Source organism: Aquimarina brevivitae (assembly GCF_004216895.1).
Lineage (GTDB): Bacteria > Bacteroidota > Bacteroidia > Flavobacteriales > Flavobacteriaceae > Aquimarina > Aquimarina brevivitae.
On record NZ_SGXE01000002.1, the window covers coordinates 824,278 to 839,134 of the forward strand.

At 34.5% G+C, this 14,857-nt stretch carries 15 protein-coding genes; 9 read left to right on the forward strand and 6 right to left on the reverse strand.

The window, feature by feature from the left end:
• Together msrB and EV197_RS11400 are read right to left on the reverse strand one after the other, a co-directional pair.
• The gene (gene msrB, locus EV197_RS11395; RefSeq protein WP_130286885.1) at positions 1 to 483 is read right to left on the reverse strand and encodes a peptide-methionine (R)-S-oxide reductase MsrB; all 483 of its coding nucleotides are present in this window, start codon (positions 481 to 483) and stop codon (positions 1 to 3) included.
• A gap of 55 nt (positions 484 to 538) precedes the next feature.
• Positions 539 to 1,411 (reverse strand): alpha/beta fold hydrolase, encoded by an 873-nt coding sequence (locus EV197_RS11400; protein ID WP_130286886.1) that lies wholly within the window; start codon positions 1,409 to 1,411, stop codon positions 539 to 541.
• A gap of 182 nt (positions 1,412 to 1,593) precedes the next feature.
• On the opposite strand from EV197_RS11400, the gene EV197_RS11405 reads away from it, so the two are divergent.
• The 4 genes from EV197_RS11405 (at position 1,594) to EV197_RS11420 (ending at position 6,814) form a co-directional block, all read left to right on the forward strand.
• The gene (locus EV197_RS11405; RefSeq protein WP_130286887.1) at positions 1,594 to 3,111 is read left to right on the forward strand and encodes a DEAD/DEAH box helicase; all 1,518 of its coding nucleotides are present in this window, start codon (positions 1,594 to 1,596) and stop codon (positions 3,109 to 3,111) included.
• A 189-nt stretch (positions 3,112 to 3,300) separates the two neighbouring features.
• Positions 3,301 to 4,125, forward strand: coding sequence for a M57 family metalloprotease (locus tag EV197_RS11410; RefSeq protein WP_130286888.1), 825 nt, complete (start codon positions 3,301 to 3,303; stop codon positions 4,123 to 4,125).
• 244 nt (positions 4,126 to 4,369) lie between these two features.
• Positions 4,370 to 5,212 carry a M57 family metalloprotease gene (locus tag EV197_RS11415; RefSeq protein ID WP_165389049.1) on the forward strand — a complete coding sequence of 281 codons (843 nt, stop codon included), beginning with the start codon at positions 4,370 to 4,372 and terminating at the stop codon, positions 5,210 to 5,212.
• Between the two features lie 357 nt (positions 5,213 to 5,569).
• A complete protein-coding gene (locus EV197_RS11420) occupies positions 5,570 to 6,814 on the forward strand; it encodes a class I SAM-dependent rRNA methyltransferase (protein ID WP_242610721.1) in 1,245 nt (414 codons plus the stop codon).
• 27 nt (positions 6,815 to 6,841) lie between these two features.
• On the opposite strand, the gene EV197_RS11425 is transcribed toward EV197_RS11420, so the two are convergent.
• Complete coding sequence (locus tag EV197_RS11425) at positions 6,842 to 7,255, reverse strand: DUF2541 family protein (RefSeq protein WP_130286890.1); 414 nt, start codon at positions 7,253 to 7,255, stop codon at positions 6,842 to 6,844.
• Between the two features lie 119 nt (positions 7,256 to 7,374).
• Positions 7,375 to 8,211, reverse strand: coding sequence for an OmpA/MotB family protein (locus tag EV197_RS11430; RefSeq protein WP_130286891.1), 837 nt, complete (start codon positions 8,209 to 8,211; stop codon positions 7,375 to 7,377).
• A 298-nt stretch (positions 8,212 to 8,509) separates the two neighbouring features.
• On the opposite strand from EV197_RS11430, the gene EV197_RS11435 reads away from it, so the two are divergent.
• The 4 genes from EV197_RS11435 to EV197_RS11450 all read left to right on the forward strand — a co-directional run bounded on the left by EV197_RS11435 (position 8,510) and on the right by EV197_RS11450 (position 11,830).
• Positions 8,510 to 9,466, forward strand: coding sequence for a M23 family metallopeptidase (locus EV197_RS11435; protein ID WP_165389050.1), 957 nt, complete (start codon positions 8,510 to 8,512; stop codon positions 9,464 to 9,466).
• 173 nt (positions 9,467 to 9,639) lie between these two features.
• On the forward strand, positions 9,640 to 10,293 hold the full coding sequence (locus tag EV197_RS11440; RefSeq protein WP_130286893.1) for a hypothetical protein: 654 nt from the start codon (positions 9,640 to 9,642) through the stop codon (positions 10,291 to 10,293).
• A gap of 193 nt (positions 10,294 to 10,486) precedes the next feature.
• Positions 10,487 to 10,879 carry a hypothetical protein gene (locus tag EV197_RS11445; RefSeq protein ID WP_130286894.1) on the forward strand — a complete coding sequence of 131 codons (393 nt, stop codon included), beginning with the start codon at positions 10,487 to 10,489 and terminating at the stop codon, positions 10,877 to 10,879.
• A gap of 105 nt (positions 10,880 to 10,984) precedes the next feature.
• Positions 10,985 to 11,830, forward strand: a complete 846-nt coding sequence (locus tag EV197_RS11450) for a sterol desaturase family protein (protein ID WP_130286895.1) — start codon at positions 10,985 to 10,987, stop codon at positions 11,828 to 11,830.
• Between the two features lies 1 nt (position 11,831).
• On the opposite strand, the gene EV197_RS11455 is transcribed toward EV197_RS11450, so the two are convergent.
• Complete coding sequence (locus EV197_RS11455; RefSeq protein WP_130286896.1) at positions 11,832 to 12,215, reverse strand: DUF779 domain-containing protein; 384 nt, start codon at positions 12,213 to 12,215, stop codon at positions 11,832 to 11,834.
• Between the two features lie 6 nt (positions 12,216 to 12,221).
• Positions 12,222 to 13,745 carry an aldehyde dehydrogenase family protein gene (locus EV197_RS11460; RefSeq protein ID WP_130286897.1) on the reverse strand — a complete coding sequence of 508 codons (1,524 nt, stop codon included), beginning with the start codon at positions 13,743 to 13,745 and terminating at the stop codon, positions 12,222 to 12,224.
• A gap of 319 nt (positions 13,746 to 14,064) precedes the next feature.
• On the opposite strand from EV197_RS11460, the gene EV197_RS11465 reads away from it, so the two are divergent.
• On the forward strand, positions 14,065 to 14,826 hold the full coding sequence (locus tag EV197_RS11465) for an SDR family NAD(P)-dependent oxidoreductase (protein ID WP_130286898.1): 762 nt from the start codon (positions 14,065 to 14,067) through the stop codon (positions 14,824 to 14,826).
• Positions 14,827 to 14,857 lie beyond the last annotated feature (31 nt).

The following is a 14,857-nucleotide window of genomic DNA, read 5'->3' on the forward strand; positions in this document are numbered from 1 at the left end:
TTATTTTTCTTTTGGTTTAAAAACTAGTGCATCTCCATTAATACAATGTCTCATTCCTGTGGTTTCTCTTGGTCCGTCATTAAATATATGGCCAAGGTGACCACCACAAGTAGCGCACACGGCTTCGGTACGAGCATAGCCTAATTTATGGTCAATATCCTTGTCTACATTACCATCTATAGCTCTATCAAAACTTGGCCATCCGGTTCCACTATCAAACTTGTGTTCACCTTCATACAGCGGTGTATTGCAAGCAGCACAATAAAAAGTACCGCTGGTGTAAATTTTATTCAATGGGCTAGAAAACGGTCGTTCTGTTCCTTCCTGTCGTAGAACATAATACTGTTCTTTGGTCAATACTTCTTTCCATTCCTTATCGGATTTAGAAATTGGATACGTTTTTTCTTTAGCGTCGTTTTTCTGAGCAGTACCTGTACATCCGAATACAAGCGACAATAAGCTAAACAAGATTATATTTTTCATAATTTCTTTTTTATATGGGTCGTTTATAATGTTTTTACCTAACAGTGATCTGGTATTACGATTTTGTTAAAAAGTTTACAACTTTAGTAATGACTTGAGCATCCCCAAGAATTTTTCGGTGGCCTAAGGTTGTAGTTAAAAATAAATCACTATCAGGCAAACTTTGGTGAATTTGTTCAGCACAGCTGTAATGTACATCTACGTCATCCTTGTCGTGAACCACTAGGGTAGGTACCTTAACCTGCTTAGCAGACAAAGCTCCTGAATAACTATCTAGATCTTCCCCAAACTTGGTGTCAAAATAGTTTTTCATAAGCTTACCTACTTTTTGACTCAGTTGTATATTACTAATAAAATCCTTGACAATTTCTGTTACACTATTTGCGGTTCCTATTATTACTAATTTTTTAATAGAAAGACCATCTTTAGTTGCTCTAAGTAAAGACATTCCTCCTAATGAATGGCCTATTGCGGCTTCAAAAGGTCCGTAGAGCTCTTCGAGATAATGTATAGTTTCTATAAAGTGCGGCATCATAGACCACTTACCAGGAGAACGTCCGTGCGCTGGAGCATCAAAACTTATGGTGCTGTATCCGTTGGCTAGGAGTTGATCTGCAATTTTAGATAATTGTGTGCCACTACCGGACCAACCGTGCGCCAGTAAAATTTTCTTATCAGATGTACCATACTTGTAAACGATTACTTCTCTATTTATGCGGGGAACAAGAACTTTTTCTTTTTCACTCTTTTCATACATTGTACGCTCTCTTTTGGGCATTTCATAACTAAAAGGTGTTAAAAAGATTCTTGCTGCAAACCGTGAAGCTAAAAATGGGGAAATAAAATTTAAAAGCTTACCTGTTTTGATAATCCATTGTGGTATTAGTAAGGATTGTACAGGTAAAGTATCTTTATCCAGTTGATTCATTGTTAAACTAATAATGTGTTTAAAATTACAGCTTCCTTGTTTTTATAGAGAACAATTAAGATTAATTAACAAATATGCTTTGGATTTTAGTAAAATAGATATTTTCCAAAATTAGCAAGCTCAGATTTTCTTTTAACCTGATAAAGTCCGTAATTTTGTAGCTTATTTTTTCAGACAACACAATGAAGGTAGATACAACGGAACTAGATAAACAAGAAAAGGAATTATACGATTATCAAAAACGAGATATTGATAAAGTCTTCTCTAGACTTGAAAAATATAATGATAATTATAATTTATTGTATCAGCTTCCTACTGGTGGTGGTAAAACGGTGATATTTTCTGATATTGTAAGAAGGTATATTGAAACCAGAGGTAAAAAAGTGGTTGTTTTAACACATAGAATTGAGTTGTGTGCGCAGACTTCCAATATGCTTTCCGAATTTAATGTTAAAAATAAAATTATCAATAGCTCCGTTAAAGAACTTGAAGATCAGGATGAGTACATGTGTTTTGTGGCGATGGTGGAAACCTTAAACAATCGCCTTAATGATGATAAGCTAGAGCTAAGAGATGTTGGAATGGTTATTATCGATGAGGCTCATTACAATTCCTTTAGAAAGTTATTTAAGTTTTTCAAAGGGTGTTTTATTCTTGGGGTAACTGCAACCCCATTGAGTTCTAATATGAAACTTCCTATGAAAGACAAGTATTATGAACTCATCACGGGTGATACCATAAACAGTCTTATTGAAAAAGGATTTTTGGCGAAACCGGTCACCTATACTTATGATGTTGGATTAGGGTCATTAAAAATAGGAATGAATGGTGATTATACCGTTAAATCTTCAGAAGATTTGTACGGTAACTCTTTAATGCAAGAAAAACTGCTCAAAGCTTATGAAGAGCGAGCTAAAGGCAAAAAGACGTTGATCTTTAACAATGGAATTAATACCTCTATCCAAGTTTACGAAACCTTTAAACACGAAGGATATCCTATTAGACATTTAGATAATACAAACAGTAAACAGGAGCGGAGTGATATTTTAGAATGGTTCAAAAATACAGACGATGCCATCTTGACTTCAGTTAGTATATTAACTACTGGATTTGATGAACCAACCGTAGAAACTGTTATATTAAATAGAGCAACGAAATCATTGACCCTTTATTTTCAAATGATTGGTAGAGCTTCGAGAATTTTACCGGAGAAGAAAGAATTTTCAATCATTGACCTAGGTAATAATACAGCTCGATTCGGATTGTGGAATTCAGGAGTGAATTGGCAGTCGATTTTTAGAAATCCTGATTTTTATTATGATAATCTGGTTGCGGATGAGGAAATTGAAAGAAATTTTAAATACGTAATGCCAGATGATGTTAGGAAAGAATTCAAAAACTCTGAAATAACAGAGTTTGATATAGAAGAAGAATACGCAAAAACCAAGCGCTTTAATAGAAGAAGCATGACGGTCATCGAAAAATCGGTAGAACAACACGCTAAAATGTGTAAAGAAAATAGCGAAGATGTTTTTGATGCTAGAATTTTAAGTAGATTATTAAAAGATGATATCGAATATAGAGTCCGTAGATATTCCTATTGTATTAGTAAGAGTACCAAGAACTACAGGGATTGGTTAGAAGAAGAATATAAGCGTAAGTTGCGTACTAAAATCAATCAACTTTTTATTGGTGAATAAGCTATTGAATATCAATATACTATTCTGTTATTGATTTGTAATTATCATAATTTTTAGTTCTAAACTCAATTTTTAAGTTTTTCATCTATTTAACTTTTTCGTTCATCGAAAAGGTGAAACAACAGTGTTTTATTGTTAAATACTTAACTATATTTATAGAATTGTATTAATAATTAAAACACTCAACACATGAAAACTTTTAAAAATTTATGGGTACTAGCACTAAGTTGTACCTTACTTTTTTCTTGTACTACATCAGAAGAGGACTTAACTACCCAGTCAGAAGTACCACAAGATGTCCTAGCAAAATTAACTGCTGCCCATTTTGATACCAGTGGAGCAAAACTTACCCATTTTATGGGAGAAGATGGTGTAGCTGTAGAAGACATGTTTTTTTCCTTTGCACAGATTGATGAATTAGCAAGCGAAGCTCAGCAGCCATTTCAAAAACATTACCGCACCAGTAATTTAGTTACTGGTCTACCAAGACAGATTACGGTAAGCGTAGATCCTAATTTGGGAAATTTAGGATCTGATGCATTAGATGCAATGATCGCTATGTATAATGCGGAAAACCTTCAGTTAAACTTTACAAGAGTAAATTTTGGCGGAAAAGGAAAAAATAAAGCTGATATTGAAGTGACTGAATTTTATGAATTAGAGTCCGGTGGATTTATCACGCTTGGTAGAGCTGCAGGATTTCCAACAAGAAAAGGAGATCCAGCAAAAGGGTTTGGAATCAATAGTAGATGGTTTGAGTTGTTAAACCCATCTTTAGCAGAGGTTACAGGAACTATGGCTCACGAAGTAGGGCACTGTATCGGTTTTAGACACACAGACTATATGACCAGAGAAAGCTGTGGTCAAAATATTAATGAAGGCAGCGCTAGAGTAGGAGCCATCTACATCGAAGGCACACCAACAGGATCTGATGCTACCTCATTAATGCAAGCTTGTGGACCTGCAGATAGATTTAATGCTAATGACAAAATCGCTTTAGACGTACTATATTAGCACTGTAGATCTATTTAATTCTAGAAAAACAAGGCTTCTTAGGCCTTGTTTTTTTATACTGAATATTATTTGTAAGATAAAACCTCCTGTTATTTAATAAATTTTTAAAAATTTTAAAAATTTGGTAATTATATGGAAATAATAATCCTTTTGATCAATTATGTTAAAATTAGTTTACGGTATAATAATCATGCAAGCAATGCCGTTACAAATTGAGAAATGTAACTTAAAACCCAAATTTCAAATGAAAAAGAAAAATCTTTTAGCAGTTTTAGGAACTGCATTATTAGTAAGTTTTACACTGACTTCTTGTCAAAATGATAGTGAATCAGATGAAGTACAAAGTATAGATCCATCTATCTTGTCCAAACTAAATAGCTTAGGATTCGATACATCAGATACTTTTGAAGATACGTTCAATGGTAAAACAGGATATGTAGTGGAGCGCGATATATTTTTAACCAAAGAAGATATTGCTAATTTATCTACAACCAAAAACCTGGATGGTCACGACATTAACGAAAAACATTATAGTACCAATAATTTAGTAAGTGCTCCCCGAGTAGTTAACGTTTATATGGATGTAGAGTTTAATTCAACTATGCAGGCTGCCTTTGATGACGCCTTAAACCGTTATAATTCGTTAGGCTTAGATTTAACTTTTCAAAGAGCGACAAGTGAAGGAGCGGATATTGATATTTTAGCAGAAAAGTTGAAAAGAGCACCAGGAGGATTTGTAATTTTAGGAAGAAGTGCTGGTTTCCCAGATGCAAATGGAGACCCTGCAACGCCAATTGTGTTAAACTCTGATATCTATAATCCTCGTAGAGGTGGTATACCCGCTGATGCCGCGACTGTTATTGCACATGAGATAGGTCACGCAATAGGATTTAGACACACAGACTATTTTGATCGTTCATTTAGTTGTGGTCAAGGTGGCGATGAGGGAGACGCTGGTGTTGGTGCTGTTTATATTCCAGGTACACCCGCAGGACCAGAAAATGGATCTTGGATGTTGGCGTGTAGTAATGGAACGGATAGACCATTTACATCTGGTGATGTAACTGCCTTACAAACATTGTATTAGGAGATAAACAAAACTGTTTAATCTGTGATATATTAGAAAATCAGGAGCTGTTTTATAAGGCTCCTGATTTTTTTTATGCTTTGCTGTAACAATATTGTGATTCATTCGTCATATGGTTGTAGAAGTTAGTTAACAAGAGTGTAAAAGGGCGTTGCTCCTGGTTACTGGGAGAAATGCTTTTTAAAATAAAACACTACTTTATCGGTCAATCAGAAAACGATTGCTTTAACTTACAATTTAATTTTTTACGTTATAAAAGAGCGTTTATCTTGATACTCTCGGGATGAGCGCTTTTTAATTTTAGTACCTTCGTAGTATTCGAATAAATATAAAGTAGTCTTCCTTTTTTGGAGAATAATGATAAAAAATATTAGTAATCTTGCTGCTATGAATCTTACCCCTACAGAATCCATAGATAAAATTGCGATTAAGCTTACTCCAAAAGCTGAAAAATTCGTTAAAAAAGGGCATCCCTGGATCTTTGAAAGCAGCATCGTAAAACAAAATAAAGAAGGGAAGGCAGGTGATCTTTGTATAATTTTCGACCAAAGTAAAAATAACTTTTTAGCCTGTGGGTTGTATGATCCTGACTCCCCGATCAGAATAAAAGTATTGCAAGTGCATAAAGCAGCGACCATAAACGAGCATTGGTTTCAGCAAAAAATAGTGGCTGCTTTTCATAAAAGGAGAGATTTATTACAAACAGATACCAATAGCTACCGTCTTATTTTTGGAGAAAATGATGGTTTGCCTGGTTTAATTGCGGATGTTTATGATACAGTTCTGGTACTAAAATTATATTCTTTTATTTGGTTTCCGTATTTGCACTGGATTGTAAAATCCTTGATCAAAGAATCTAATGCAAAGATTTGCGTATTAAGGCTTAGTAGAGCACTTCAAAAGAAAGAAAACAGCCTGAAGCTTAAAGAGGGCGATGTGCTACACGGGGTTTTAGAAAATGAAGTGGTCATTTTTAAAGAACATGGAGTTCTTTTTTCGGCAAACGTAATTAAGGGGCATAAAACCGGATACTTTTTAGACCACAGACATAACCGAAAGCAGATAGGAGACTTAGCTGCCAATAAGACAGTTTTGGATGTGTTTTCATATGCGGGTGGTTTTTCAGTACACGCATTGGTAGGAGGCGCTAAAGAAGTTACTAGTATTGACATTAGTAAGCAAGCCTTAGCACTAGCCAAAGCCAACGCAAATCTTAATGATTACAAAGGGACGCATCATACCATGGTTATTGATGCATTTGAAGGTTTAGCGCAGCTTATCCATCAGGGAAAGAAGTACGATATGGTTATCATTGATCCTCCTTCATTTGCAAAACAAGAAATAGAAGTCCCTAAAGCTATCAAAAGTTACGAAAAACTAGCTGGGTTAGGAGCAGCACTAGTGAAAAATAAAGGGCTACTGGTTTTAGCTTCTTGTACCTCTCGAGTTTCGGCGGATGATTTTTTTAAGGTCAGTGAAAAAGGAATTGTAACTCAGGGGTTAACTTTTGAATGTATTCAAAAAACATTTCACGATGATGATCACCCTATAGGTTTTCCAGAGGGGGCTTATTTAAAGTGCGGATACTACCGTATATCCTAAAAAAAAGCAGCTAATGCTGCCTTATTTTTAATGTTTACCGTAGATATGAACTTTTCCTCTTCTTCGAGATCGGTTTTTAGTATCATAAATAAAAGTAATGTCTCGTATTACTCTATGATTAACTATTAGGTCTATCACTCTAGTACTTGCACTTCTATTAAAATGATGGCGAAGTGATATTTCTTCCTTCTTACTATTACCATATTCAACCACCATTTTATGTATATTGATCGAACCTCCGGTCACCTTTACTTTTAACTTTTTAAACACCCCTTTTTTAGCAGTTACCTTAACCACATCTCTGTCCAACTTATAATTTACTGTACTACAACCCAAATACTCCCAATAGCTACTATGTGCTGCTTTAAAACTACTGCCAATCCATAGTAGCGCTATAAGAGAACTGAAAATCATAACATGTTTTAACATCGTATTTTTCATAACGTTTAGTTTAAAGATTTAGTAGTTAGACGCAACGAGGAGCTAAAGGTTTAATTGATACTTAAAAAAAGGGTAAGCAAATTTGCTTACCCTTTTTGAAAATAAAATAAAATTAGTGCTTATTCGTTGGCAGAGAGTAACGCAAAGAACTTGTCTAAGTTTGGTAATAATACAATTCTAGTTCTGCGATTAGCGGCCATATTTTCTTTGCTGTCATTGGGTACTAATGGCTTGTAACTACTTCTACCTGATGCAATTAATTTCTCTGGAGCTACATCGTAAGTGTTTTGCAATTTTCTTACAATTGAGGTTGCTCTTTTAACACTAAGATCCCAGTTGTCTTCTAATACCGGAGTGTTGATTGTTCTTGGGTCTGTATGCCCTTCCACCATAACCTCGAGACTAGGCTCAGAGTTGATGACGTTTGCTAATTTTTGAAGTACATCATTAGCTTTATTGCTTACACGATAGCTACCAGTGTTGAATAACAGTCTGTCTGAAATAGAAATCATCACCACAGTATTGTCAATATCTACGGATATATCGTCATCTTCTTTAAGATTACTATCAAGAGAATTTCTTAGATTATAAGAAACCGCTAGATTCATAGAGTCTTCTAATGTTTTAGCTCCCTTCAATTTTTCAGGATCAACCTTAGTTAAGGTTTCTTTCATCTTATCTTTAGTGTTATTGGATAACACGGCAAGATCTTCTACCATTACCATTTTTTCGTTATTGGATTCCGTTAGCGTATTAATCTTTGCATTATAGTCCGCTACACGAGCTTCAATTTTAGCAAATTTTGACTCTAACTCTTGTTTTTCTACGCTTGTACGCTGTAGATTACTTCTGGTATCCTGTAGCTCTTGCTCTAGTGCAACATACTTTTTCTTTGATACACAAGAAGTCAATAAAAATACCCCAGATAATGTGATTAATGTGAATGTTTTTTTCATGGTTATTTAAATTAGTTACTAATAGTTAAACTATCGACTTGCTAAATTATTGCTATGTGGTATCCCAAAATTATCACACAAAAACCTTAAGATTTGTTAATATTTTTTTTGAAGTCAAATCATATTTTATTGAGCTAATTGATATACAATATATTAAGTGATAGTTGTAATACAAAGCATCGAAGAAATACAAATTTTAAATAATCCATATAATAATTTGTAACATTGCACTCAAACTACAGTCCTATGATGATAGGAAACAACTAATTATAATTGGGGAGCAATGAAACTAAAAAGAATGATAAGGATTAAGGTCCTAATCGTATTAAGTCTACTACCATTTTGTTCATTTTCGCAATCAACTTTAAATTATGCAGATGATAATTTTATAGGGTTTACTACCATAACCACTAGCGATGGTTTACTACAATTACCAATATTTAAGGGCTGTAATTGTGATAATTTAACTCTTGCTTCTGCATTAGATGAATCCGATGCTGAAGAGGTTTTGGGAGATATGACAGGTTTCTGGGAGACGGATAGATTTAATCCTTTTACAGAGGAAGTAAATTATCCGTTTGTATTGCAATTTCAAACCGATTCATTTGCTGCCCCTGTGAATAAAAAAATGCACGTTACCTCAAGATATGGATGGAGAAGAGGCAGACCACATCGAGGAATTGATATTGATTTGGTTACCGGTGATGATGTCAAATCCATTCTATCTGGTAAAGTACGCTATGTGGGGTATACTTCAGGATTTGGTAATACGGTTGTTGTTCGGCATTATAATGGTTTAGAAACGGTGTATGCGCATTTATCCTCTTTTACAGTGTCAGTGAATCAAGAGATTGAAAAAGGTCACATAATAGGAAAAGGTGGGGTTAGCGGTAACGCAAGAGGAAGTCATTTGCATCTTGAGGTAAGGTATTATGGAAATACAATTAACCCCGAATATTTATTTGATTTTTCGGAAAGCTCAAAGATTCACGCCAACTCCATTTATGTAACCGAAAAATGGACTTCTCCACGGTATCATAGATCCACACGTCAATCTAAGATTGAGGTGTGTACTACATTACAGGAAGCGGAAAAATTTACACCAGCAAAAAATGAAATTTATGTTGTAAAAAAAGGAGATACGCTGTATAGAATTGCCAATAAATATGGGGTCAAAATAACGCAATTGTGCAAGAAAAATGCTATAAAGCATAGTACACCTTTACGGATTGGGCAACGTTTGGTTGTATTTTAATGCTAATTTTATCTAAGGTTTAAACATTATTTTCCATTTCAAAAGGTATTACCAATCTTTATTATTTTCAGTGTAAAAAGTTGAACAAATTAAATTATGTTCTTTTATGAAATTTAAGTATTATTAGGAATGATATTTGATGAACTATTCTTTAAAAGAATTAGGAAAGATAAATGATGAAAAAGTTTCTGTTTACTATAATGGTTATTCTGTTTTCGATGAGTACAATGGCTCAGGTTGAAAACACGACTACTTTGCGCATTAATGCGGAAAAGGAGGATACCACCAACTCACTTTCCTTACCCTCAGCCAATAAAGAAATTCCTAATTCATCGGATTTTAAATTATATAGCAGCTCTGTAGATTCTTTATTCGCCAATCGAATGCAACGTCCATTCAGTATGAAGGATGATAATGGCTTACTAAAAGCTGATTATGTAGACATCAACAAAATAAATGCAGATCATAAAGATGGAAATACTAGTGTAAATACTTCCGACCAATATTTCGGTGAGTTTAAAAGTAATGGTGGTTTTGTGCATCTTTTCTACAGAGACTTTGGAGAAGTTGATAGTGATATGGTAAGGATTTACGTTGATGGTGATGTATTAAGAGGTAATGAAACCCTAGGAGGCGCGTTTAGAAGTTTAAAGATCAATTTAGTACCTGGTGTAAATACAATAGTTATCGAAGCGCTTAATGAAGGTTATGCTCCACCCAATACTGCGGAATTTCAATTATACGATCATCTAGGTAATTTAATTACTGGTAATGCCTGGAATTTAATAACAGGTAGAAAAGCTATAATGAAAGTGTTTAAAAATTAAAAATGCCGATCTTCAGTAAGGTCTATATTGGTAGTTACTAAGTCTAAAACTAATTGACATCATAAATTTCCATTCCATAGCAATATTTTTTAACCTTCCGACTATAGAATATTAAATGAACTATTAGATTTCTGCTGCAATTTTAATAGCTTAGTAAAAGATTAGGAACCCATATTACGTAAACAGTATTTTTATGTCACAGGATGCTACGCAGTCAACTCTTGTTCGATTACAAGAATTTGATTTTGGTAAGGTATATTTTCACAATAAATTTTTAATCACTGAAATAAATGAAGGAGTTAATTTTGATCACTCCATGGCACTACAAATAGCAAGCGTAATAGATGAAATTTATGCAGATGCTCCTTATGCCTATATAGCTAACCGAAAAAATTCCTTTTCCGTAAATCCACCGGACTACCGTAAAGTAAAAAGCGTTTTCAAAAACCTAAAACTTTTTTGTATCGTTACCTATACGAGTATGCAAAAAGAAAGTGTAAAGGTCGAACAAATTTTTTACCACGATACAATTCATGTTTTTGATTCCTTAGAAGAAGCTATTGTTTTCATAGATAAACATTTATAATTATATTAGAGCAGAAGATTGTAACTGTTTAGATACTAGTTTCTACAATATTGAAAGGTTTAAATCAAAACAGATATAGTTTTTAAGAAAAAAAAAAGGAATACTATGGAAGAGATTATTAACTATTTTGAAACGATACCGTCCTCGCATCGAAGTTTGATACTTGTTGGAGGAATTACCTTTTTTTGGGTATTGGAATATGCAGCACCTTTATTTAAATTTAATTACAAAAAGTTTAAGCACGCCTGGCCTAATATCTTCTTTACGCTAACTACAATAGTGGTTAATTTCTTTTTAGCCTTTATTTTGCTAAAAGTAAGTGATTGGACAGTAGCTAATGACTTCGGTATATTACAATGGTTAGATATGCCGCTCTGGGCAACTATTCTTTTAGGAGTTGCTATTTTGGATTTAGTAGGAGCTTGGTTAGCGCATTATGTGCAACATCGTGTTAAGCCGCTTTGGCTTTTTCACTTAATTCACCATACGGATGATCACGTGGACACCACAACCGCTAATAGGCATCATCCTGTAGAAAGTGTAATACGTTTTGTTTTTACTACATTAGGTACCTTTATTGCTGGAGCACCTATCGGTATAATTATGCTCTATCAATCCTTATCTGTGGTTTTATCTCAATTTAATCACGCTAATATTAAATTACCTAAAAGTATCGATAATGCCATAAGCTGGGTAATAGTCTCTCCGGATATGCATAAAGTACACCACCACTATGTTTTACCCTATACCGATACGAATTATGGTAATATTTTTTCGATTTGGGATCGAATATTTAAAACATTTTCTAAAATTAACAATAAGGATTTAAAATACGGTGTAGATACCTATCCGGATGTTACCTCAGAGACTAAAATAGGTAAATTATTAAAGCTACCTTTTGAAACTAAATATTCTGAAGCAAAAGAAGTAGAATCTGTTGCTAAATCTTGATTCAAGAATCTTGTGATTGTACCACATTAAGTGGTGAAAGATTTGGTAGTTCTTCAGCAGTAAAAACTCTGGATTTAATGACAAATCGTATACCCAGAGGAATTTCTAATGAAAAACTAGATCCTCTCCCGTAAATGACGTCTAAGGTCAGTTGGGTGTGTTTCCAATATTCAAATTGGTCAGATGACATATAAAAATGGCATCCAGCAACTTCCCCTAGACATATATCTGTTTCATTAACCATAAAATCGTTGACCGGAAAACACATCGGGGAGGAACCATCACAGCATCCTCCGCTCTGATGGAATAGTAACTCCCCATGTTGCTTTTTTAACTGATCTACCACCTTAGTAGCAGCTTCAGTTATTTTAATTCGTTCTATCATATTTTGTTAAAAAAATCCCATTGGTTTTTTATCATAAGATATCAGCATGTTCTTAGTTTGGCGATAGTGATTCAGCATCATTTTGTGGGTTTCTCTACCAATACCAGATTTTTTATATCCACCAAATGGGGCATGAGCTGGATAGGTGTGATAATTGTTTACCCAAACTCTACCAGCTTTTACCGCTCTGGCAATAGTATAGGCCTGGTGCGTATCTCTAGTCCAAACTCCAGCTCCAAGTCCATATAAGGTGTCATTGGCAATTTCTATAGCCTCTTTTTCATCCTTAAAAGTAGTTACACAGGCCACTGGGCCAAATATTTCTTCTTGAAAAACACGCATTTTATTATTACCTTCTAAAAGCGTTGGTTTTATATAATAGCCGCCTTCTAAACCTTCAATATAAGCAGATTCGCCACCAGTTAACACCTTACAACCTTCCTCTTTTCCGATATTTATATAATTCAATATTTTTTCATATTGGTCGTTACTTGCTTGCGCACCCATCATGGTATTTTCATCCAATGGATGTCCTAATTGAATTGCTTCGGTTCGCTCTATGACACGTTCTATAAATTGGTCATAAATACTTTCTTGAATAAGTATTCGAGAAGGACAAGTACAAACCTCGCCTTGATTTAAGGCAAACATTACAGCTCCTTCAATACACTTGTCAAAATACTCATCATCCGCTTCCATAATACTTTCAAAGAAAATGTTTGGAGATTTACCTCCTAGCTCTAAAGTGACAGGAGTTATGTTCTTAGAAGCATATTGCATAATCAATTGACCGGTAGTCGTTTCGCCGGTAAAGGCAACTTTATTTACCCTAGGACTTGATGCTAAAGGCTTACCAGCCTCTGCACCAAAACCATTAATGATGTTTAGTACCCCTTTTGGCAAAATATCTTCAATCAATTCCATAAGTAATAAAATTCCAACGGGTGTTTGCTCTGCAGGTTTCAAAATAACACAATTACCCGCAGCAAGAGCTGGCGCTACTTTCCAAGCAGCCATTAACAAGGGAAAGTTCCAAGGAATAATCTGAGCAACTACACCTAATGGCTCTAAAATATTTAAGGAAACCGTATTTGAATCTAATTCGCTAGCTGTTCCTTCCTCTGCGCGAATCACTCCAGCAAAATATCGAAAATGATCTACAGCTAGCGGTAAATCTGCAGCTAAGGTTTCGCGAAGGGCTTTGCCGTTATCCCAGGTTTCTGCCCGAGCCAACTCCTCCAGATTTTCTTCTATCACATCGGCAATTTTTAACAAACAGTTACTGCGATAAGTAGCTGAAGAGTTATTCCACTCTGGTGCAGCTTTCCAGGCAGCATCTAAGGCTAAATTAACATCATCAGCAGTAGATCTTGCAATTTTAGTAAAGCTGTTGCCGTCTACAGGTGAAATGTTATCGAAATAGTCACCATTCACGGGTGGGGTCCATTTTCCGCCAATATAATTATCATACTGACTTTTAAATTTTGGTTTTTCCAATTTTTGTTTTGGGGAAGATTTAGCAATACTCATAATACTTGTTTTTATAGTTACGGGAATTAAAAAAATAAAAAAGTAGCATCAAGTAACTTGAGAAGTGGGCCTTTTAAAGATACAACCTTTAGGATCTAAAAAATAATTTAAAGTGTTAATATTCAATATTTTAAAAGGTGTTATAACACCAAATAATTACGGCGAAATTGTATATAAAGCATTTTACTAGAACACAGTTTTTACTTTTATTATTATTTTTTTTGGATGAGGAAGTAAGTTCTATAGAATTCCTTTTATGTTACATTAAGTTAACTTAGTTTATAATCGTATTTTTAGGTGCACTTTAAAATAAGTAACCTTGTTTGAATCATTAACAGATAAAGTAGTTTTAGTAACTGGAGCCTCCAAAGGTATTGGTAAAGAAATAGCAGCTCATCTATTAACTTGCAACGCCATAGTAGCGATTCATTATCATACAGATGAGCAAGGGGCACGTTCTTTATTAGAAAAAGATAAATCTAAACGTTCAAAAATCTTCCAGGCGGATTTATCATCTAAAAATCAGATCTACACCTTGGTACAAGATGTGCTCTCAAACTATAAAAAAGTAGATACTGTAATCTGTAATGCGGCAGTGTTTGTAGCGCACTCGGTTTCTAAACCAACTAAAGATTGGTTTGAGGTATGGAAGACTACAATTCAAATTAACCTCCATGCGGTAGGATTACTCACCAAATTATTTTTAGATCATTTTCAAGAGGTAGGTGAAGGACGTTTTATTTACATAGGTAGCAGAGCAACATTCAGAGGGGAAACCGAAGAATATTTGGCTTATGCAGCTTCCAAAGGAGGAATAACTTCTTTAGCAAGGAGTGTAGCCAGATCATTTGGTAAACAAAATATTAAAGCTTTTGTAGTGGCTCCAGGATTTACAAAAACAGCCATGGCGCAACAATTTATTGCACATCACGGAGAAGAAAAGGTGCTACAAGAATTAGCATTAAATGAACTTACTACACCAAAGGATATAGCACCGTTTGTTGCATTTCTTTCTGCCGGATTGTTGGATCATGCAACCGGCGCAACATTCGATATCAATGCAGGTTCTCACATTAGATAAGTATAAGATAACAAACTAAAAGGAATAGGAT

What these genes read in the sequence shown, in the direction of transcription:
- msrB (WP_130286885.1), bottom strand. Translation starts at nt 483, where the DNA reads ATGAAAAATATAATCTTGTTTAGCTTATTGTCGCTTGTATTCGGATGT.
- EV197_RS11435 (WP_165389050.1), top strand. Translation starts at nt 8,510, where the DNA reads ATGATAAGGATTAAGGTCCTAATCGTATTAAGTCTACTACCATTTTGT.
- EV197_RS11425 (WP_130286890.1), bottom strand. Translation starts at nt 7,255, where the DNA reads ATGAAAAATACGATGTTAAAACATGTTATGATTTTCAGTTCTCTTATA.
- EV197_RS11460 (WP_130286897.1), bottom strand. Translation starts at nt 13,745, where the DNA reads ATGAGTATTGCTAAATCTTCCCCAAAACAAAAATTGGAAAAACCAAAA.
- EV197_RS11400 (WP_130286886.1), bottom strand. Translation starts at nt 1,411, where the DNA reads ATGAATCAACTGGATAAAGATACTTTACCTGTACAATCCTTACTAATA.
- EV197_RS11440 (WP_130286893.1), top strand. Translation starts at nt 9,640, where the DNA reads ATGATGAAAAAGTTTCTGTTTACTATAATGGTTATTCTGTTTTCGATG.
- EV197_RS11410 (WP_130286888.1), top strand. Translation starts at nt 3,301, where the DNA reads ATGAAAACTTTTAAAAATTTATGGGTACTAGCACTAAGTTGTACCTTA.
- EV197_RS11420 (WP_242610721.1), top strand. Translation starts at nt 5,570, where the DNA reads ATGATAAAAAATATTAGTAATCTTGCTGCTATGAATCTTACCCCTACA.
- EV197_RS11405 (WP_130286887.1), top strand. Translation starts at nt 1,594, where the DNA reads ATGAAGGTAGATACAACGGAACTAGATAAACAAGAAAAGGAATTATAC.
- EV197_RS11455 (WP_130286896.1), bottom strand. Translation starts at nt 12,215, where the DNA reads ATGATAGAACGAATTAAAATAACTGAAGCTGCTACTAAGGTGGTAGAT.
- EV197_RS11415 (WP_165389049.1), top strand. Translation starts at nt 4,370, where the DNA reads ATGAAAAAGAAAAATCTTTTAGCAGTTTTAGGAACTGCATTATTAGTA.
- EV197_RS11430 (WP_130286891.1), bottom strand. Translation starts at nt 8,211, where the DNA reads ATGAAAAAAACATTCACATTAATCACATTATCTGGGGTATTTTTATTG.
- EV197_RS11445 (WP_130286894.1), top strand. Translation starts at nt 10,487, where the DNA reads ATGTCACAGGATGCTACGCAGTCAACTCTTGTTCGATTACAAGAATTT.
- EV197_RS11450 (WP_130286895.1), top strand. Translation starts at nt 10,985, where the DNA reads ATGGAAGAGATTATTAACTATTTTGAAACGATACCGTCCTCGCATCGA.